This window comes from Pseudomonas sp. H11T01, from assembly GCF_048515765.1.
Classification (GTDB): Bacteria; Pseudomonadota; Gammaproteobacteria; order Pseudomonadales; family Pseudomonadaceae; genus Aquipseudomonas.
The window spans coordinates 132,168-150,919 of the sequence record NZ_JBLYED010000014.1 but is presented as its reverse complement, the minus strand read 5'-3'; the positions used below and the strand labels follow the sequence as shown (position 1 = coordinate 150,919).

The window sequence follows — 18,752 nt, the reverse complement described above, 5'->3', positions numbered from 1 at the left end:
GGGTTAACGCCATGAACTTCAATCTCTTCTCCGTCATCGCTGCTTCCGCTATCTCGGCTACCGTGGCTTTGCCAGCCAGTGCCAACGTCTCAATCGGCGAGAAAAAATCCAGCACCCACACCTACACCCAGAAATACCTGCAACAAAGCGCCAACTTCTACGCTGCACTGGATCACAAGATCCAACACTGAAATCTGCGTACGAAAGAATTTATGCAGGAGCGAAGTCACTTGCTCTGATCGGCGATTTTTTGTCGGCAGCCGTCAAAGTGATGTCGCTCCTGCATAAACCGTTTGCGACAGCAGTGGCCGGTCGGTACAAATTCCTTTGGTAATATCATATAGCCATGTGTTTAAATTTGACGCTAATTTATTGACTCAGTCTCTCCAAGGGATCGACAGCATGGTTATGCGTCTGGCAGTGGTTCTTCTGTTCCTCTATTCCACCCCTATCTTGTCGGCTGCCCAGCCTGTTCCAGACGAGCCTGATGCTGCGCGCGAGCGATTGATGAGCGTGCTGCAGGACTAAAACACGCTGGATTTAAGATCAACAAAGCTGATAGTTACTATGCACAAAGGTCGCTATTCATTCTTGGTTTTTTGATCGATTCTGTGGGCACTGAAACATGCCCACGGAGAATCCCATGGCCAGCACACTTCTTACCTCTGCCAAACACGGTGCTTACGTCGCCATCGGTTTGTACGTGGCCATGATCCTTATGGTCACCTTGTCTGGCCAGACTCAGCGCTCCATCGAACCGCCTATCCAAGTGGCATACCCAGGCGTTCAATTCGAACACCACGCACAGAGCATCACTGCCGAACACGCAGACATTGCGGGATTGGTGGGGCAATGAAAGGGCATAGACTCTGGGTCATCGCCTTCCTGGCGTTTTTGACCAATGGCTCTTCATTGTTAGGGGTGGGGCAGGGTTCGGCCGGTTCGCTGGCGCGGGCTATCGAATGCAATCACAACATTGCTCACAACATTCAAACCGCCAAGGCATTGGGGTTGCTGGCAGGTAATCCACCCATCAAACCGAAGGCTGCGCTTTTGGGGCCGTTCAAAGTGGATTGCTCGGCGTTGCAGATGTGCAGTGTGTTCGCCGAGCCGATGGTGGCTTAAGAATGAAACTTGGAGGCGAGCATCGTACCTGTGGCGAGGGAGCTTGCTCCCGCTCGGCTGCGAAGCAGTCGCAAATCCAGCTGACTCATTCTGCCTGAAGAAATACGGTTGCCGATTTTAGGGCCGCTTCGCTGCCCAGCGGGAGCAAGCTCCCTCGCCACAATAGAGTGTGTTCACTGCTAGATCGGCGCTGCTTTAGTCATCACCCCCACAAACAACCCCGACTCCAGAAACCGCTGCAACCACGCCTGCAGATGCCGATACGGCGTCTGTGCGAACCAGTTCTGATCGACATGAGCAAATTGCCGTACGAATGGCGCCACGGCGATGTCCGCCAGGCTCAGGTGATCAGCCGCCAAGTGCGTATGTTCCTGCAACAGCTCATTGAGCTTCTCTAAGAAAACGGCGCCTTGGGCGCGGTAATGCTCCATCGGCTGTTCCGGATAGCGATCGGCGTACTTGTAGCGATCCAAATGCACCTTGAACAGCTGATCGTTTTCTTCGATCAGCGCCGCGCTCAGTTGCTGTGCCGAAGGATTGTCCTTGAGCAACCAATCCTGCGGATCGTTCTGTTCCAGTGCCCAGTGCATGATCTCCAGGCTTTCGTCGATGACCCGACCCTCAACGTCCAACACCGGCACTGTCCCTTTGTTCGACAACGCGAGCATTTCGGCCGGCTTGGCTTTCAGGCTGACCTCGACAATGTTCAGCACAACCCCTGAATAACGCAGGGCCATGCGCGCACGCATGGCATAAGGGCAGCGGCGGAAGGAGTAGAGTGTCGCCGTACTCATTTCACCTCCAGTGTGCTCAGGCCGTTGCCCAAGCGGCGGACCTGGATCTGCACCGGAATCCGTTCGTGCATTTCCTGCACGTGGGAAATCACCGCGACTTTGCGTCCTTGGGCCTGCAGGCCGTCGAGGGCGTCCATCGCCAGTTGCAGCGACTCCGGATCAAGACTGCCGAATCCTTCATCGATAAACAGCGATTCGATTTTCAGCGTGCTGGAGGCCATCGACGCCAGGCCCAGGGCGAGCGCCAGGGACACCAGGAACGTCTCGCCGCCGGACAACGAATGCACCGAGCGCAGCTCGTCACCCATTTCCGTATCCATCACCAATAAACCGAGCATGCTGCCGCCGCGCTTGAGGCGATAGCGGCGCACCAGTTGCCGCAGTTGCGCGTTAGCATGATGCACCAGCAGATCAAGATTGTAGGCCTGAGCGATCTTGCGGAAGGTGTCGCCGGTGGCGGAACCGATCAAAGCGTTCAGCCGTGCCCAGCGCTGCCACTCGCTATAGGCCTCGGCGATGCGTTGCGCCAGCGCCTGATTGGCATTCTGGCGACGTTGGTCTTCGGCCTGTTCGGCCCGCAGTTCGGCGCTGAGCTGTTCACTGGCGGCGAATTGGCTTTGCAGTTCGCTCAGGGCGCTGGCCAGTTGCTCGGCATCGAGATTGCCATTGTGTTGCGCCTGGTGGTTGTGCAGACGCTGTTCGCGTTCGTGCAGCAGCACCTTGGCCTGCTCGATGGCTTTTTCGCTGTGTTGCAACTGTTGGCGAAGCTGGCTGACCTGCTCGTCGTCAAAGGCCAACAGCTGTTCCAGGCCGCCGTCGTCCAGCTCAGGGTGCAGTTGGCGCCAGTCAGAAATCTTGCTGCTCAGCTCAAAATCTTCCAGCTCAAGGGCGTTCAGGCGTTCTTGCCTGGCTTTTAGATCGGCGTCGAGCTGGATCAGTTGGCTACGGGTCTCTTGCAGTGCCTGGTTGGCCGCTGCTTGCGCGTTGCGGGCCTGTTCGACGGCTTGATCCAGTTGCTGCTGCCATTGCTCGGCGCTGGCGTGTTCCCCCAGTAGCTGAAGCAGTTTCTGCTGACAGGCTTGCTGCTGATCGGCGAGGGCAGCGAATTGCTGTTGCGCGGCCTCGAACTGCTGCACGCGAGTCTGTTGCCGATCCTGTTCCTTCTCCAGGGTCTGCTGACGTTGTTGCTGTTCGGTGCGTTCATCGCGCTGCTGCTCGAGTTGTTCGAGACGCTGGGCGATGCGCTGATCGAGTTGCATAAAGGTCGCGGCAGGCTCGCTGCGCAAACCTTCGAGGGTTTCGGCCGGGAGCAGGGTGGTGAACGCCGACAGTTCTTCTTCAAGACGCTGGCGATCACCGGCCAGCTCGCGCTGCTGATTGGCCAGATGTTGCGCGGCTTCTTGACTGGCTTGGGTGGTGGCGTGCAGTTGCTGCTGCAGGCGCGCGGCGTCTTGCTGCAAGGCGAGCAAGGCCGTTTGCCGTTGCTCATCCTGGGCGATGTTCTGGCTCAGCTGACTCAATTGCTGGCTCAGCCAACCGTCCCGCTTGGCGGCGTCCTGTTCCAGCAAGGGTGCTGACAACGGATGGGCCTCAAGGCTAGGGGCGAGGGCTTGCTGCTGGGTCGCAAGCAGCTCTTGTTGTTGCAGGAATTCCTTCTGCTGAGCGATCAACCCGCCCAACTCAGTGCGCAGATCCGCCAGTTGTTCCTTCAGTGTGTCCACGGCTTTCTGGGCGTTGGCTTCTTCGCTTTCATCATGTCGGCCCAGACTCTGCAGAAGTGCTTCGGGCTGATGATACGGATGCTCGTGACTGCCACAGACCGGGCACGGCTGGTCGTCTTGCAGTTGCTCACGCAGTTCTTCGACGCTGGCGCTGCGGGCCAGACGCTGGCGTTCCAGCAGTTGCCGGGTGACGGTCAGGGTTTGCTCGGCGACGGTCAGCTCGGCTTTGGCCTGGATTCCCTTACGGTTGAACTCGTCTCGCTGCTGCTGGGCTGTGTGCTGTTTTTGCGTAAGCTCCAGCGAACGCTTGTCCAGTTCCTGCTGACTGGCCCACAGGCGTGCAAGCTCTTCGAACGCTCGCTGCTGTTTGCGGTTGTCCTGCAACAGACTGCCGAGGATCTGGATTTGCTCGGCCACCGCTTCAGGTTCGGCACCGGCTTCGCGGTACAGCAGCTCAAGGTGGTTGCGTTGTTCGGTGAGTTGTTGCGCCGCGCGGACTGCACGTTGCTCCAGTTCGGGCAATTCGGCCTGGCCTTTGTTCAGCCGATTGCCGATCAACATCAGCTGTTGCAAGCGATCGCGGTAGGCGTTCCAGGCCTCGCTGAGGGGCGCCAGATTCGCACTGTGTGCAAGCGCACTGGCAATCCGCTCCAGGCGTTCGGCGACTTGTTTTTGTTGCTCGAGCAAGCCTTGAATCGCGCTCTGGCCTTGAGTGCAGGCCAACTGCGCTTGTTGCTTGAGCGCTTCGCTCTGGCTCGATTCCCTGGTCAAGCGGGCAAGGCTGCTTTGCTCTTCAAACGCCTGGCGCAGCAACGGCGCGCTGGTGGTGTGTTGGCTTTGTGCCTGAGTCAGCGCCGTCTGGGCAGCTTGCAGGCTTTGCTCCAGTTGGCCCTGACGGCTTTGCAGTTCGCTTTGCTGCTGGGTGTGGTGCTGAATCTGCGCGCTCAGCGGACTCAGTTGCAGGCTCAGCTCGGTCTGCCGGGCGAACTGATGTCGCTGCGGTGCCAGTTGTTCCAGACGCGTCAGTTTGACCCGTTCATTACCTTGAATGTCCCAGTGCTGCTGGGCCTGTTGCAGCTGTTCGGCAGCGCTGTGCTGCTCATCCTGTAACTGCCGCAGGTCCTTGAGCCAGGTGTGCTGAAGTTCGAGCTGCTTGAGTTGCGCTTGTTGAGTTTTGAGTTGCTGCTGAGCGTCGTTAAAGCGCTGATCGAGCTCGGCTCGGGCCTCAGGCTCCAACGGCGTCACGCCACTGGCCTGGGCTTTCAGTTCTTTGTGGACTTCTTCGGCTTCCTTGCTTTTGCTGTAAGCACGGCGGCCTAACTGGCTGTAAATAGCGGTGTTGGTCAGCTTCTCCAGCAGCTCGCTGCGATCCTTGTCGTCAGCCTTCAGAAAGGCACTGAACTCGCTTTGTGCGAGCATCACGGCGCGGGTGAACTGTTCGAAGTTCAAGCCGAGTTTGGCTTCGATCAGTTGCTTGTATTCGCTTTTGCTCTGGTTGCTTAGCAGTTGCGTGCTGTCCAGATCGTGCAGGCTTTGTTTACTGCCCTGGAGCTTGCCATTGGCCTTGTCGCGGGCGCGATTGGCTTCCCAACGAGCGCGGTAGCGGTGGCCGTCGATGCCAACAAAATCGACCTCGGCAAAACCGCTGCCGGTGCCGCGACGCAGCAGGGTGCGCGGGTCGTTGGTGAGCATTTCCGTATCGACTTCCGGCACTTTGGTTTCGCGGCCAACGTTGTTCAGCCGTGGCACCGCACCAAACAAGGCCAGGCACAACGCGTCGAGCAAGGTGCTTTTACCGGCGCCGGTCGGCCCGGTAATAGCGAACAGGCCAGCGCTGGCCAGAGGCTCGGCGGTAAAGTCAATTTCAAACGGCCCGGCCAGAGAGGCGAGGTTTTTCAGGCGGATCGCGAGGATCTTCATGGTTGCTCGCTCTCCATCTGGACGTCTTGCAGCAGCACGGCAAAGTCATTGAGGGTTTGTTCATCGACCTCGCTGCCGTAGCTTTCCTGCCAGGCGCGGCTGAACAGTTCCTGGGGAGTGAGTTGGTCCAGTTCGATTAACTGCTCACTGCCATCGACGCCTTCACGGCTGCCATTGCCAGCGTATTCAGCGGCGATGCGCACCAGACGCACGGCTTTGCCTTGCAGCGCGGTTTCCACTTGCTGGCGCAGGTCAGGCTGTGGCTCGTCGAGGCGCACTCGCACTTCCAGCCAGGGTTGACGCTGGATGTCGGCCAGCAGGTCGATATTGGGTAGTTCGGCCAATTGGCTCAAAACGTCGGCCAGCGGCGCCGGGCCCAGTCGTTGCAGGTTGACGGCGCGGGGGATCAGCCGTGGTTCGACGCTGAGCAGGGACTCACCGTCGAGTTCGATGTCGAGAATCTGATGCTGATAGCCAATCTCGGAAAACGACAGTGGAATCGGCGAGCCGCAGTAGCGAATGCGCTCCTCGCCGTTGACCTTCTGCGGTTTGTGCAAATGGCCGAGGGCGACGTAACTGATGCTTGGTCCGAACAGGCTGGCGGGCAGCGCTTCGGCGTTGCCGATGATCAGGCTGCGCTCGGAATCTTGCGAAACCGAGCCGCCGGCCATGTGTGCGTGGCTGATGGCGATCAACGCCTGACCCGGTTTGCGTTTGGCGTTGGCGGCGGCGATCAGCCATTCATGGACCTGACCGATACCGCGCAGGTAGTCATCACCCAAATGCGCACCAGTGACTTCGGCGGGCCGCAAAAATGGCAGCGCCAGGCACCAGCCGGCGATTTCGCCGCTGGCGTCGGGCAGGGGAATCAATAGGCGTTCGGCATCCAGTTGGCCGTCATCGAGCCACAACACCCGGCCCAGGGCATGGGTGCGCAGGCGCCGCATCAACGGCGCAGGCAACTCGATGCGTGAGCCGGAATCGTGGTTGCCGGCGATCATCACGATGGTCAGCAATGGCTGCTGCTCGTGGGCGCTGACGATGAAGTTGTAAAGGCGTTCCTGGGATTTGACCGGCGGGTTGACCGTATCGAAGATGTCGCCGGCGATCAGCAATACATCGGGTGTGTGCTGAGCCAGTTGCCGTAGCAGCCAGTCGAGGAAGCAGGCGTGTTCGAAGTCGCGTTCCTGGCCGTGCAGGTTCTGTCCAAGGTGCCAGTCGGAGGTATGAAACAGACGCAAGGCAAACTCCGCTTGAAAAATGAGGTGTAGCCGCGGGGAAAATGATAGCGGCGAAAGGGGAGAGAGTTTACTGGCAAAAAACGCTGAGGGCGATGAAGAACCTGTGGGAGCGGGCTTGCCCGCGAAGCGAATACCGCGGTTTTTCAGGCATTGCGCGTCATCGTTCTTCGCGGGCAAGCCCGCTCCCACAGGGGGCCGCGCCCGACCTGAAAAGGTTTATTTCGGATAAAGCGGCGGCAGGCTGCCGCTGTCGCCAACCGGGTCCTGGGCGCGTTCGGTGATGGGGATCGCGCGGATCACACGCCACAGTTCCTCGCCTTGCCAGTGTTGACCGGTTTCGCTGTAGAGCGCGCCGTTCAGGCCGTCCAGTGCGTCGGACAGCGGTACGAAGCGGGCCGCCATGTCGGCGAGCGTTTCCGGTTGTTGCCGGGCCCAGGCATCCAGTGCTTGTCGGGTCGCTTGCGGGTCGTTGGCCAGGCTCGCGCGTTTGATGTCGTCGAGCAGGGTCCGTGGGCTCGGGCCGGTCTGTGCCACCCGCAGGATCGCCGGCTGCCAACGGGCACGCCACCAGAGGCCGAAGCCGAGCAGGGTGGTGCAGGCCAGAATCAGGGTGCTGAGCTGCCAGCGCCAGAGTTCGGGGCTGCTGGCCGCAGAGGTGGCTGGCGTGCCACCGGCGGGGGGTTCAACCATCAGGCTCGGGTTGTTCGCCACTTGCAGGGTGCGGGCCGGCAAGCGGGTGCGTTCCAGGTGATTCTCAAAGGTGTTCCACCAGACCACTTCCACTGCGGGTAGCTCAATCGGGCCGCTGCGGTTCGGCACCAGGGCTTCTCGTTCTTCGCGACTGCCAATCAGCCCTCGCTCACCGTTCTGGTTGCTCAGTGCCGGTTGGTCCGGGTACCGGCGCAGACCATTGACTTCAGTGGCGGGCAGGGGGGGCAGTTGCGCGCTGGACAAACCTTCAGCCTTGACCGTCAGGCTGCGGGTCAGGGAATCGCCGACCTGGCTGCGATCCGGTTCCGGACTCCAGCTTTCGCTCAGGCTCAGGCTGCGTGCCGGCAGCCAGGGTGCGTCGGCCGGATAATCGGCAGGTTTGGCTTTGACCGTCAGCAGGATCTCGGCGGAGCTGATTCGCATCAATTTGCCTTGCTTGGGCCCCAAAGATGTCGAGTCCTGGGAGGGCTGGGCGTCGACCAGGGTCGCGCTGAACATCTGCGGTGGAATCTTCAGCTCACCGCTGTGCTGCGGATAGACTGCGTAACGTAGTTCGATCACGCCATGGCGCAGGCCATTGATGACTTTTTCGTAAGTGCGCGACTCGCCCAGCTGTTCGATACGGGCATCGGGAATTTGCAACGGTGTCAGGCTGCTGTCGTCATACAGCGACACCGAATGGTAGATGCGCAGGGTCAGGAGCGCCTGGGCCTGCACATAGACGCTCTCCTGATCGAGGCTGACATCGATGAATACCGGGTCCAGTTTTTTAATGCTGTCCTGGCTTTCACTCTCGACCACTTGCAGGGTGATCGGCTGGCTTTTGACGTCGCCCAGTTGCAGCGGCGGGATCTCAATCGTGCCATTGCGTTTGGGCAGCAGGGTGATAATCCAGCGGGTGGTGGCGCGGTTGTCACCGTTCAACGAGGTGAGTTGGTTGACCTGGCGGGTTCCGCGTACTTCAAACAGGTCATCCAGTGGGGTCAGATCGGGTTTGCCAAACAGTGTGACATCGTTCGATTCGAGGGTTAGTTCGACCGTCTCACCGGAGTTCAGGTGGCTTCGATCTACGCTGGTGACCAGCTCCACAGCCTGGGCCTGACAGGTCCAGAGAAGGAGTGCGAGCAAGAGGGCGGTGAAGCGGGTCATCGAATTTTTCCCTGATCCTGATGTTGTTGCTGTTCGTACCAGAATTTGCGTCTGAGCAGTTCACCCGGATCATCCGGAATTTGTCGCAGCCATTGCTCCAGCGCCTGCCGGTGTTCGCCGTCGAAGCTTTCCTTGGCGGAGCGCAAGGGCGGTGTGGTGGTGTGTTCATCGCCCAGTTCGCTGCCTGGCACTTCATTACTGCCCGGCTGCTGTGTGCCGTGTGTCTGAGGTTCGCTGGTCGACGACGACGGGTTCTGCGTCTCGGGTTTCTGTTCGTCACCTGGCGAGGGTTGAGTCGCTGCACCGGGTGGCGGGTTTTGTGTGGCTTGCTCGGCCTCAGAGCCTTCGGTCTTGCCCTGTTCGTTTTGTGCCGATGCCTGTTTTTCTTTAAGCAGACTTTCCACCAACGCTTTGTTTTTCAGTGCGGGCCGTAAATCCGGTTGGCGATCCAGTGCCTGTTCGTAGGCATCCAGCGCAGCTTCCAGCTCCCCGCTTTTGGCCAGTGCATTGCCACGATTGTAGTGGGCATAGGCGTCGTTGCCTTCGGCGAAGCGCTGAGCGGCAGCGACATAATTGCCAGCTTCATAGAGCGCAACGCCTTGCCATTGCGGCTCTTCAAAATGCCTGGCGGCATCGGCCGGGCGTTGTTGCTCGAGCAACTGTTGGCCCTGTTGATCCGGGCGTAGCCAGAGGTCGTTGAACTCGAAGGCGTAAGTCGGTTGCGGCAGCATGAACAGTAATGGCAGGCAAAATAGCCAGCCTCGTCGCCCGGCACAGGCGGCGAGCAGCAACAGTGGCAATAGCAGCCAATAGCCCTGATCGGCCCAAGTATCCAGGCGCAGGGTCCGGCCGTCATTGCGCAAGCTTTGCGGGCCGCCGAGCAGGCCGAGGCCGTGCAGATCGTTATCGTCCAGGCGTGCTTGTCGGTAGCGTCCGCCCAGTTCATTGGCAAAGGCCTTCAGGCTCGGCCCGTCCAGGCGCGAGACGAGAATCGCGCCTTGGTTATCCTTGAGAAAAATGCCATCTTCCTGAGCCACCGGCGCGCCTTCGCTGCTGCCGATACCCAGCATCAAAAACTGTTGCGCCTGGCCGCTGAGGGCCTGACGAATCCCCTGACGCTCCTGTTCGGTGAGGGATGAGCCGATCAGCAATATCCGGCCCTGACCAAGGGCGCCGCGCTTGAGCAGCGTCAGGGCCTTTTCCACCGCCAGATCGGCGCGATGGCCCGTTTCAGGCATGATCGACGGCTTCAATGCTTCCAGCAGGTTGCGACTGGTGGCTAAGTCGTCTGATAACGGCACCAGGGTATGAGCACTGCCGGAATACACGACAATCGCGGTCTGCGCATCGCTGCGGTTTTGCAGCAAGTCGAACAACTTGCGTCGGGCCTGCTCCAGGCGGTTAGGCACACTATCGGTGGCGAGCATTTCCGGGGTCAGTTCCAGTAGCACCACCAACGGATCGACCGGTTTCTGACTGGATTGCTCGACCCGCTGCCAGCTCGGACCGATAAGTGCCAACACTGCCAGAGCCCAGGCCAGGCCAAGGGCGACCCACGGCAATTTGCTTTCGCGGCCGTTACCACCTCTGAGCAACACCGCGTGAAAGGCCGGGGGCAGGATCATCTGCCAGCGTCCGGCGCGCTTTTGCCGGTGCCAGAGTTGCCACAGCAACCAGCCAAGCAAGGGTAAGACCAGCAGCCACCAGGGGCGAAACCAGTGCGGCCAGAGCGCAATCATCGGCGCCTCCGCAGGCGCAGGCGTTTGAGCCGCTGGCGCCAGTCAGGATGTTGTTGCAGAAAAAGCTCCTTGGTGAATAAACGCCGTACTGGGTTGTCCGGCCAGCGTTCGCGGATCACCAGCAGCATGCTCAGCAGCAACGCGGCGGCCAGTGGCCAGCTGTATAACGCTTGGGCGGGACGCGCCTGGGTCGGTTGTTGCGTAACGGGTTCAAGCTGATCGAGGGTTTCCTTGATTTTCTTTAACTCTTGGCCATCGCGGGCACGGAAGTAGCGTCCGCCGGTGACCTCGGCAATTTCCTTCAACGCCGGCTCGTCGAGGTCCAGGCTGGGGTTGAGTCCCAGAAGACCTTGCGTGCTGCTCAGCTCCGGGTCGGCGCCAATGCCGATCGGGTAGATCGTCACGCCTTCTGCGGCGGCCAACCGCGCCGCGGTGATCGGGTCGATCTCGCCACCATTGTTCGCGCCGTCGGTGACCAGAATCAGTATTCGGCTTTGCGCCGGACGCTGACGCAGGCGTTTGAGGGCCAGGCCGATGGCGTCGCCAATGGCGGTGTTCTTGCCGGCGATGCCGATCCGCGCTTCGTCGAGCCAGATGCGTACGGTGCGTCGGTCAAACGTCAGCGGTGCTTGCACGTAGGCCTTACTGCCAAACAGGATCAAGCCGACGCGATCGCCTTCGCGGCCTTCAAGGAAATCACCGAGCAGGTGCTTGACCAGCGTCAGGCGGCTGACGTCCTCGTCCTGCCATTGCATGTCGGGGAAATCCATGGAGCCGGACACATCCACCGCCACCAACAAGTCGCGACCACTGGCGGCAATCGGCAAGGGTTCGCCCAGCCAGTGCGGGCGGGCGGCGGCGATCAACAACAGCAGCCAGAGCAGAATAAACGGCGCTTGCTGACGCCAGGCCGGCAGATTGGCCCGGGCGCGACGTCGGGCCAGACCTTCGAGGTCGCTGAGAAAGCTGACTTTGAGTGCCGGTTCGCCGCTGTCTGCTACCGGCAGCAATACCCGCAGTAGCCAGGGCAGCGGCAGCAGGGCGAAGATCCACGGCCAGGCGAACTCAAACATGTTTGCGGATCCAGGTGTCGACCGCTTGGGTCAGGCCAGCGATGGCCTTGTCGTCGAGTTTGCATTCGGGTTTGTAGGCGCCTTCGACCAGCACCATCCAACGGGTCAGGCCGGCAGCGGGACAGCGGTTGTCGAGAAACGCCAGCCATTTGCGGCCATTGAGGGTGTGGCTCTGGCTGTAGGGATAATCGTTGCGGCACAGGCGCTTGAGCAGCCCGTTGAGCTGCTGCAACCAGGCACCTGCGGGCGCACCGTCATAGGGTTTTGGCATCTGGGCCAATTCAGCCAGAGCCGCCACCCGCAAGGGGTCAAGCGGTTGCTCGGCGCGGGCCAGCGGGCGTTTGCTCGGTAAAAAACGCCGGAGCGTCCAAAGACCGAAACCGATCAGCGGCAACAGGATCAACAGCAGCCACCAGCCTGGCGCAGGTGGCCAGAAGCCAATCGGCGGTGGGACGATAAGGGGTTGTAGTTCTTCCAGGCTACTCACTTGGTTTTCCCCGGGCGCTTGGGGTTCAGGTATTCGCGCAGCTGCTCGACCATTTCGCTCTGGGTGCTCAAGGGCATCAACGGCACCCGCAGCTTTTGCGCGAGCAACTCCCAGTGGGCGATGCGCGCTTCCCCTTGAGCACGATAGGCCTGGCGCAGGTCGTAGTTCAACGTGTCCAGTTCCAGCTGCGCGCCACGCTCGGCGAAACGCAACAGGCCCGCGGCAGGCAGGGCATGGTCCAGCGGGTCGGACACTGGCAGCAACAGCAGGTCGCAATGCCGTGACAGCAGGCTCAGTTGTTGCTCGACGCTATCGGCCAACGCGCGCTCATCGCAGATCACGATCACCAGACTGCCTGGGCGCAATACTTCCCGGGCGCGGCGCAGGGCGATGCCGAAGGCATCACGGTCTGGCTCACCTTCGGTATTGAGCGACTGATTGACGCGCACCAGGCGGTTGAGCAGTTGCAGCAGGCTTTGCTTGCTGCGCCGTGGCTTGATCTCGTAGTGCTGGTTGTCGCCGAACACCAGGCCGCCAACCCGGTCGTTGTGCCCCAGCGCGGCCCAGCCGATCAGGCTTGCGGCCTGGGCGGCGAGAACCGATTTGAACATCAGGCCTGAGCCAAAGAACAGTCGGCGGCTCTGCTCCACCATGATGAAAATCGGCCGTTCGCGCTCTTCATGGAACAGCTTGGTGTGTGGTTCCTGAGTGCGCGCAGTGACGCGCCAGTCGATGGTCCGCACATCGTCGCCGGCCTGATAGACCCGCACCTGATCGAAGTCCACTCCGCGCCCACGCAGCTTCGAGTGATGCAGGCCGATCAGCGGGCTGCGCTGGCTGGGCGTAGAAAACAACTGCACTTCACGCACGCGATGGCGCATCTCGATCAGCTCGGCGAGGCTGACGCGGATGCCCGGTTCGGGCGGCAGGCTGGCGTTCATCGGGGTCAAGCGACGGCTACGACGTCGAGAATCCGCTGGACCACCCGGTCCTGATCGATGCCCGCGGCTTCGGCTTCAAAGGAAAGAATGATGCGGTGACGCAACACGTCGAACAGCACGGCCTGGATATCTTCCGGGCTGACGAAGTCGCGGCCGGCCAACCAGGCATGGGCGCGGGCACAGCGATCGAGGGCAATCGAGCCTCGAGGGCTGGCGCCGTAGGCGATCCACTCGGCCATCTCCGGGTCGAACTTGGCCGGGGTGCGAGTGGCCATAACCAGTTGCACCAGGTATTCCTCCACCGCATCGGCCATGTACAAGCCAAGGATTTCCTTGCGTGCGGCGAAGATCGCCTGTTGGCTGACACGACGTTCGGGCTTGGTTTCACCGTTCAGGGCTTCGCCCCGAGCCTGTTGCAAAATGCGCCGTTCGACGGCGGCATCCGGAAAGCCGATTTTGACGTGCATCAGGAACCGGTCGAGCTGCGCTTCAGGCAGCGGATAGGTGCCTTCCTGCTCGATGGGGTTCTGGGTCGCCATCACCAGAAACAGTGGCGACAGCTCATAGGTGCTGCGGCCGACACTGACCTGACGCTCGCCCATGGCTTCGAGCAAGGCGGACTGGACTTTGGCCGGGGCACGGTTGATTTCGTCGGCCAGCACCAGGTTGTGGAAGATCGGTCCTTGCTGGAACACGAAGCTGCCGGTTTCCGGGCGATAGATCTCGGTACCGGTAATGTCGGCGGGGAGCAGGTCGGGGGTGAACTGGATACGATGGAACTGTGCTTCGATGCCTTCGGCGAGCTCTTTGATGGCCTTGGTCTTGGCCAGACCGGGAGCGCCTTCGACCAGCATATGGCCGTCAGCAAGCAGGGCAATGAGCAAGCGCTCGATGAGTTTTTCCTGGCCTAGAATCTGCGTTGAAAGAAAGGTTCGCAGCGCAAGCAGCGCTTCACGATGTTCCATCGATGACTGTTCCTGGAAAGGGTGACCGAAGACGTTCGAGTAACGCCAGGGCTGGGGGCGTTACTTTAATGCATCGCAGGGGGTGACGACCAACGGCGATCAGGGATTTTTCGGGATTTGTCAGGGTTATGGAGGTTTTTTTGTGCATATAAGGGGATCGTTCCCACGCTTGCGCGTGGGAATGCAGCCCGTGACGCTCCGCGTCACCGCAGAAGCGGACGCGGAGCGTCTAGTGAGACATCCCCACGCAGAGCGTGGGAACGATCAAAATTCGGGTGGGACGCGGTCTATGTAGGAGCTGGCGAAGCCTGCGATCTTTTAGCGATGACTCAGGCGAGCTGGCTTACATAGGTGCCGGTGCCTTTGAGGATGTTTTGCAGGGTTTCTTCGACTTCGGGCAGGTCCGAGGCCGCGGTGCTATGGTGGATTTCCAGATGGTCGTCGCCATTGAGCACATCGGTATCGCCAGCGCCGATTTCGATCAGCAGGCGATCGGCGCTGAGGGTGACTTTCAAACCATCAAGGGTAGAAGGTTCGCCATCGAGGGTGATCTCGACTTCATCTTCGTCGGGGTAGCGAGTCATCAGGAACATCTCGCCCTTGTCACTGTGGCAGCAGAGCATGGCCATGTTGTCTTCTTCGTCATCGCACGGGTTGGCGATCAAATGAGCGGTGGTCAGTTGCATGGGACGGTTCCTCGCTCCGGGAGCGCTGTAAAGGCAAGCAAAGTGCAATTCTGCCAGCCCGAAGAATTTTCTGCTGGTCTGTGTTGATCGAGTGCCGGGCAAAAAGCCGGAATTTCTTTTATGAGTCTGGTGAATGATTGGCTGACAAAATATTAAATACTTGAATGAAGTGGGATATTTCCTTGTGGGAATTCCTATCGTTAGTCTTGAAATATCCTATGGGGTTGTAGGGTAACCAGAGGCCGTGAAAATAATAAGATTTAGTTGGGTTTTTTCTTGTTTTGTTCGTTCGTTATAACTTAGTTTACCGTTTCGAACGCAAAGGAGTGCGAAGGCAAAAAACTGAAAAGGAACTTTTTAGATGAATCAGCATTTTGAGTTGGCGGATGAGGTGAAGCATTTATCCGAAGCTGAAATCGAGGTGCTTTATGAGCGTTATCTAGCCGGTGAAAAAAGTAGCGATTTGATTGTCGAGTACAAAATCCCCGTGACGACTCGCAGTCTACTGAAAGTGTTGCCGCCGATTCTCAGCAAAGACTTGAAATGCCCCTATTGCGATCTACCCATGTGGGCTAGAAGGCACGCAAAGGGGACTTCTGCAGCTGGCCGGCACCTCTTCAAATGTGTACGCTGCGAGCACAAGTTTTATCCTGTCGGGTACTACGGTCGACGCTCTGCGTGCACTTGCATTGAATGCTACAAGGTCAGGCAGCAAGAGATCGCCGCGCAAGCGCAACTGGACCGCAACGAGCTGGAGAAGAGGTATGGGGTGTTTTGCCGACCGGTACCCTACGCCAGTCTTGGCTTTGTTCAAAAGCTCTCACTGCTCGCGTTGCTTGAAGGAGGTAAACCCGGCACAGAGGGCATCGCGCCGCTTGATGCAACGTCAAGAAACGAAGCCTTGGCGCCCAGTGAAGGCGCTTGTGAAGACTTGCTGAAAAAACTTCATGAGGCTGGCGTTCTGTTGGTTGATCTTGATTCGGAAATCAAGGCATTCGATCGAACGGCGGGCTGCAAGATCTGCAACTTTTGTTCGGTGCGCTGGCTACCCAATGTGGCACTTGAAACTGGCGAGCGAAGCGCTCGCGATGCTCTTTATCTGACGCTGTATCAGGACTTATCGGGATTTGTTCAACCCGCTTGGAAAAGTGAGCTGTATGCCTTGATGTTTGGTTTGGCCCGGGATGAGTCGATTCAATATATTCATGTGTTGGCCAATGAAGTGAGTTTTGTCTTCGGTGCCGAAAGTCGCGCCGAGTCCGTAGTGGGACAGTTGCTGCAAGACTTCTCTGTGAGTGAGATCTATTACTTTGCCCGGCTTGCAGTAAAAAACGCGGCGCATTTTTATGCGACGGGCACCTCCAAAGGGCGAAGTCATGCGTCCAATACCATTCCGGGCAATATGTTGGGTACGGCCCAGGATGCATTGGCCAAACATTGGCGCAAACGCGGGTATCGAGACTCACGTGTTCCGCAGTCGGCGCTGCATCGGTTGCTCTATGACGTCGTACTCAAGGACAGTGGCGCCGGGTTTACGAAGTCTCCTGGGGTGTATTGGCGTGATGAGCTGGTGCCGCAGTTTTTTTCTGGTTCGGCCTTTGGAGCGGATATGTCGGGACATCTGCAACTGTTCTGTCGCGAGTGCGACTCCAGCAACATCGACGCCAGAATGGATAAGGTGACGGTAGAAATGATGTGTTACGACTGCTCGACCGTCAGTAAATTTCAGGCAGTCCATGATGTGATCGACTGACTTGATCTTCACCTATTCAACCTGGTTCCAGATCAGCACCCATGGTCAGTTCATCGATCATGGGTGTTGGCGTATCCGGATTGCACAGGATACAGCCCCCAATCCGAAGGTTTTTCTGCTGGTTTGTGTACCTGATAGTTACGCGTCGTGGATTCCCTTTAGCCTATTTTTTATGGGGACAAACTGAGCACGAATCCAACCCGTCATGCATGGGACATGGACGCTTAACCTTGGTTGCCGTTGCGACGCGCGCGATATCCGCGTGGTCCGAACCAACCCCGATCATTCGGGTTCGCAGCATGACCGAGTACCTGTGTCCGGCGCTCGTCGTAGAGCGATTCAAACTGTCGTCGCTCAGCATTCGTGATGCGTCGCGCGGAGATGACGCGGATAACCTCCGTCCCGTCGAAATTCTCTTCGATCACGTGCACGACGAGCAGTGCTATTGCACCGTCGACTGTGCCGATGGTTTGCCAGCGAGGCTCACCTTTCTCGAAGGAGACGAGCGATGTGACGTTCAGCGGGTCGTCGATCACTCGGGCGGCGGTCTCGAAAGTCACGCCATGTTTTGTTCGGTTGCTCTCGTTCTTCTGTTCATCCCACACGAACACGGTTTTCTCCTCCGCTCTCGGCCCGTCGGCAACCAGCGTAATAGAACAACAAGCCAATTAACGTCATGCTGATCAAGGCGTAGAACATTGCACCAGGCATTGCATACTTCAATGCTATTCCACACACGATTGGTCCAATGGCGACTCCCATGTAAACGAGGTTTTGCATGCCAAAGTAGATGCCGCGCAAGTGGTTAGGGGCAATCTTGTCGATAAACATATATTCGGCCGGGACGATGATGATCTCCCCAATAGTGAAGATAATGATTGCGAATACCCAGATCCAAAGTTCCTGCGATAGGGAAAGGCCGATCAGTCCCACTACGAAGGCGGCCGATCCTAGCGACACCCACGCCAGGAGTTTCTCCTCCTTGATCCAGCGGCCAAATAGATACTGCAATGATATGACGACGACGGCGTTCGCGGCTGAGAGGTAGGCCACCGTTTCGTAAGCGACACTGGCCGTTTCCACGACGATGAGATATTGCGACAGGTAGGTCAGCAATGGTCCGTAGACGGCCATGCTGAAAATGCCGCCGAGGGTGAATAGTAAAAGGCGTTGGTCCCCCCGTAACACTGCAAGGGTTCCTGCGAATTTCATTCGTTCGGTATCGGCGGGGGCTACGGACGTGACGGGCGTGAAGGCGCTACGAAAGAACAGAAGGAGTAGCAGAATCAGCAGCGTGAAAGCTGCTGCTATCCAGAAGGGGGCGTTGAATACGTAGCGTACCGCCCACGCGCCCAAAAAGGGTCCAATCGCGGCGCCAATGTTTTGGAGCGCGTAACGCAAGGAGTAGGCCTTGGCGCGAACCTCTTGGGGCAGTTGCTCCGACAGTAGGGCGTTGCCTACTACGGTGATCGTGGCCGAGGCCGTATTGAGGAGAACGAGCAATACAAGAAATACGATCGTATTCTGAGTTGACGGGAGTACCAGATACAGTAACAACAGTCCCAGGTCCAATGCGATCAAGAGTTTAACCTTATCGATCTTGTCCGCGAGATAGCCACCATAAACGCTGGAAATCGTGCCGACCAATAGGCAGAGTCCGAGCACATAGCCAATCTGCCCTATGTCGAATCTAAGCACCTCATGAAGATAAATCGGCAGGAATGGTAGCAGTGCAAAAAAGCTTACGGACCGTGCCAGTGAGAGAGTGAGCAAGATCTTGACCGACAGGGGGAACTCGTAGATGGTCTCTAGCAGTGATTTCATTCAAGGCATAGTCCGACCAACTGATCACGCTTCACGCCGACATTACGTAAGGATATCGCCAGCTTTTCCGCGCGTTCGTTCAGCTCCCGATAGGTCAGCTGTGTCTGGCCATCGGTAACGGCTATGTCGTGAGGATACTGTTGAGAAACTCTCGCAAAGACGGCGTGAAGTGTCGTCGCGTCATTGAATTGGGTCGGTAAGCTAACTGTTTTCGTCGGCATCGCGGACACTCGAGGAAATGAAATAACTTGATGGACATAGTGTCTTGAAAAGTTTGAATAAAGCGATCCAAAATCGAGTAGGTGTTTGCCCAAAAAAGCGTAGGAATTTTCCATGGTTTATTGGTGTAAGACGGATAACAACGCATTTGCAATGCGCTGTCTCAGGGGTAAGCCTTTATTCGCGCATCATCGCGATCTACACCGACAATGTGAGGAGTCGGTCAGCAACGCCTGCGAAAAGTGATAAAAAAGGATGGGGCCCCTGAATCGCTTCGCTATTCAGTTAGAAGATCGGTTTTTTCGTGGTGTACAGGGGCTTGACTCGAAGAAAGTCCGATGCTTTTTCAGTCGGGTACGTACCGATGTTCGAAAATGTCGCAGCATCGCAAGCAGGGGCCTGCC

Annotated in this window: 18 protein-coding genes; 5 read left to right on the top strand and 13 right to left on the bottom strand. The window is 58.4% G+C overall.

The window, feature by feature from the left end:
- Positions 1–11 precede the first annotated feature (11 nt).
- The 4 genes from ACN1C3_RS19735 (at position 12) to ACN1C3_RS19720 (ending at position 1,125) form a co-directional block, all read left to right on the top strand.
- Positions 12–191, top strand: a complete 180-nt coding sequence (locus ACN1C3_RS19735; RefSeq protein ID WP_419117442.1) for a hypothetical protein — start codon at positions 12–14, stop codon at positions 189–191.
- Between the two features lie 211 nt (positions 192–402).
- Positions 403–528, top strand: coding sequence for a hypothetical protein (locus ACN1C3_RS19730; protein ID WP_419117441.1), 126 nt, complete (start codon positions 403–405; stop codon positions 526–528).
- Positions 529–643: 115 nt separating this feature from the next.
- Complete coding sequence (locus tag ACN1C3_RS19725; RefSeq protein ID WP_419117440.1) at positions 644–856, top strand: hypothetical protein; 213 nt, start codon at positions 644–646, stop codon at positions 854–856.
- Positions 853–1,125, top strand: coding sequence for a hypothetical protein (locus tag ACN1C3_RS19720; RefSeq protein ID WP_419117439.1), 273 nt, complete (start codon positions 853–855; stop codon positions 1,123–1,125). Before ACN1C3_RS19725 ends, ACN1C3_RS19720 begins: the two co-directional genes overlap by 4 nt.
- 179 nt (positions 1,126–1,304) lie before the next feature.
- Here ACN1C3_RS19720 and ACN1C3_RS19715 read toward each other — a convergent pair whose 3' ends face one another.
- The 10 genes from ACN1C3_RS19715 to ACN1C3_RS19670 all read right to left on the bottom strand — a co-directional run bounded on the left by ACN1C3_RS19715 (position 1,305) and on the right by ACN1C3_RS19670 (position 14,552).
- On the bottom strand, positions 1,305–1,919 hold the full coding sequence (locus ACN1C3_RS19715; RefSeq protein ID WP_419117438.1) for a glutathione S-transferase: 615 nt from the start codon (positions 1,917–1,919) through the stop codon (positions 1,305–1,307).
- Positions 1,916–5,560 carry an AAA family ATPase gene (locus tag ACN1C3_RS19710; RefSeq protein ID WP_419117437.1) on the bottom strand — a complete coding sequence of 1,215 codons (3,645 nt, stop codon included), beginning with the start codon at positions 5,558–5,560 and terminating at the stop codon, positions 1,916–1,918. The genes ACN1C3_RS19715 and ACN1C3_RS19710 overlap by 4 nt, the downstream gene beginning before the upstream one ends.
- Positions 5,557–6,801: an exonuclease SbcCD subunit D C-terminal domain-containing protein gene (locus ACN1C3_RS19705; RefSeq protein WP_419117436.1), complete on the bottom strand. Its 1,245-nt coding sequence runs from the start codon at positions 6,799–6,801 to the stop codon at positions 5,557–5,559. The genes ACN1C3_RS19710 and ACN1C3_RS19705 overlap by 4 nt, the downstream gene beginning before the upstream one ends.
- Positions 6,802–7,017: 216 nt before the next feature.
- Complete coding sequence (locus ACN1C3_RS19700) at positions 7,018–8,661, bottom strand: BatD family protein (protein ID WP_419117435.1); 1,644 nt, start codon at positions 8,659–8,661, stop codon at positions 7,018–7,020.
- On the bottom strand, positions 8,658–10,400 hold the full coding sequence (locus ACN1C3_RS19695) for a VWA domain-containing protein (protein ID WP_419117434.1): 1,743 nt from the start codon (positions 10,398–10,400) through the stop codon (positions 8,658–8,660). The genes ACN1C3_RS19700 and ACN1C3_RS19695 overlap by 4 nt, the downstream gene beginning before the upstream one ends.
- Positions 10,397–11,473 (bottom strand): vWA domain-containing protein, encoded by a 1,077-nt coding sequence (locus ACN1C3_RS19690; RefSeq protein WP_419117433.1) that lies wholly within the window; start codon positions 11,471–11,473, stop codon positions 10,397–10,399. Before ACN1C3_RS19690 ends, ACN1C3_RS19695 begins: the two co-directional genes overlap by 4 nt.
- The gene (locus ACN1C3_RS19685) at positions 11,466–11,960 is read right to left on the bottom strand and encodes a DUF4381 domain-containing protein (RefSeq protein WP_419117432.1); all 495 of its coding nucleotides are present in this window, start codon (positions 11,958–11,960) and stop codon (positions 11,466–11,468) included. Before ACN1C3_RS19685 ends, ACN1C3_RS19690 begins: the two co-directional genes overlap by 8 nt.
- Positions 11,957–12,901, bottom strand: coding sequence for a DUF58 domain-containing protein (locus ACN1C3_RS19680; protein WP_419117431.1), 945 nt, complete (start codon positions 12,899–12,901; stop codon positions 11,957–11,959). Before ACN1C3_RS19680 ends, ACN1C3_RS19685 begins: the two co-directional genes overlap by 4 nt.
- Before the next feature lie 5 nt (positions 12,902–12,906).
- Positions 12,907–13,866 (bottom strand): AAA family ATPase, encoded by a 960-nt coding sequence (locus tag ACN1C3_RS19675; RefSeq protein WP_008150800.1) that lies wholly within the window; start codon positions 13,864–13,866, stop codon positions 12,907–12,909.
- A gap of 329 nt (positions 13,867–14,195) precedes the next feature.
- Positions 14,196–14,552 (bottom strand): hypothetical protein, encoded by a 357-nt coding sequence (locus tag ACN1C3_RS19670; RefSeq protein ID WP_419117430.1) that lies wholly within the window; start codon positions 14,550–14,552, stop codon positions 14,196–14,198.
- 361 nt (positions 14,553–14,913) lie between these two features.
- Between ACN1C3_RS19670 and ACN1C3_RS19665 the strand changes: the two genes are divergently transcribed.
- A complete protein-coding gene (locus ACN1C3_RS19665; RefSeq protein ID WP_419117429.1) occupies positions 14,914–16,305 on the top strand; it encodes a hypothetical protein in 1,392 nt (463 codons plus the stop codon).
- 224 nt (positions 16,306–16,529) lie between these two features.
- Here the strand turns inward: ACN1C3_RS19665 and ACN1C3_RS19660 are convergent, their stop codons facing one another.
- The 3 genes from ACN1C3_RS19660 to ACN1C3_RS19650 are packed head-to-tail and all read right to left on the bottom strand — an operon-like array spanning position 16,530 to position 18,464.
- Positions 16,530–16,916, bottom strand: coding sequence for a BrnT family toxin (locus ACN1C3_RS19660; protein ID WP_419117428.1), 387 nt, complete (start codon positions 16,914–16,916; stop codon positions 16,530–16,532).
- Entirely contained in the window at positions 16,900–18,129 is a 1,230-nt protein-coding gene (locus tag ACN1C3_RS19655) for an MFS transporter (protein WP_419117427.1), read from the bottom strand. The genes ACN1C3_RS19660 and ACN1C3_RS19655 overlap by 17 nt, the downstream gene beginning before the upstream one ends.
- Entirely contained in the window at positions 18,126–18,464 is a 339-nt protein-coding gene (locus ACN1C3_RS19650; protein ID WP_419117426.1) for an AMP-binding protein, read from the bottom strand. The genes ACN1C3_RS19655 and ACN1C3_RS19650 overlap by 4 nt, the downstream gene beginning before the upstream one ends.
- Between the last annotated feature and the right edge of the window lie 288 nt (positions 18,465–18,752).

Coding starts and splice junctions, on each gene's coding strand:
- ACN1C3_RS19650 (WP_419117426.1), bottom strand. CDS start 18,464: ATGGAAAATTCCTACGCTTTTTTGGGCAAACACCTACTCGATTTTGGA.
- ACN1C3_RS19730 (WP_419117441.1), top strand. CDS start 403: ATGGTTATGCGTCTGGCAGTGGTTCTTCTGTTCCTCTATTCCACCCCT.
- ACN1C3_RS19690 (WP_419117433.1), bottom strand. CDS start 11,473: ATGTTTGAGTTCGCCTGGCCGTGGATCTTCGCCCTGCTGCCGCTGCCC.
- ACN1C3_RS19700 (WP_419117435.1), bottom strand. CDS start 8,661: ATGACCCGCTTCACCGCCCTCTTGCTCGCACTCCTTCTCTGGACCTGT.
- ACN1C3_RS19665 (WP_419117429.1), top strand. CDS start 14,914: ATGAATCAGCATTTTGAGTTGGCGGATGAGGTGAAGCATTTATCCGAA.
- ACN1C3_RS19710 (WP_419117437.1), bottom strand. CDS start 5,560: ATGAAGATCCTCGCGATCCGCCTGAAAAACCTCGCCTCTCTGGCCGGG.
- ACN1C3_RS19695 (WP_419117434.1), bottom strand. CDS start 10,400: ATGATTGCGCTCTGGCCGCACTGGTTTCGCCCCTGGTGGCTGCTGGTC.
- ACN1C3_RS19725 (WP_419117440.1), top strand. CDS start 644: ATGGCCAGCACACTTCTTACCTCTGCCAAACACGGTGCTTACGTCGCC.
- ACN1C3_RS19655 (WP_419117427.1), bottom strand. CDS start 18,129: ATGAAATCACTGCTAGAGACCATCTACGAGTTCCCCCTGTCGGTCAAG.
- ACN1C3_RS19680 (WP_419117431.1), bottom strand. CDS start 12,901: ATGAACGCCAGCCTGCCGCCCGAACCGGGCATCCGCGTCAGCCTCGCC.
- ACN1C3_RS19720 (WP_419117439.1), top strand. CDS start 853: ATGAAAGGGCATAGACTCTGGGTCATCGCCTTCCTGGCGTTTTTGACC.
- ACN1C3_RS19670 (WP_419117430.1), bottom strand. CDS start 14,552: ATGCAACTGACCACCGCTCATTTGATCGCCAACCCGTGCGATGACGAA.
- ACN1C3_RS19675 (WP_008150800.1), bottom strand. CDS start 13,866: ATGGAACATCGTGAAGCGCTGCTTGCGCTGCGAACCTTTCTTTCAACG.
- ACN1C3_RS19715 (WP_419117438.1), bottom strand. CDS start 1,919: ATGAGTACGGCGACACTCTACTCCTTCCGCCGCTGCCCTTATGCCATG.
- ACN1C3_RS19735 (WP_419117442.1), top strand. CDS start 12: ATGAACTTCAATCTCTTCTCCGTCATCGCTGCTTCCGCTATCTCGGCT.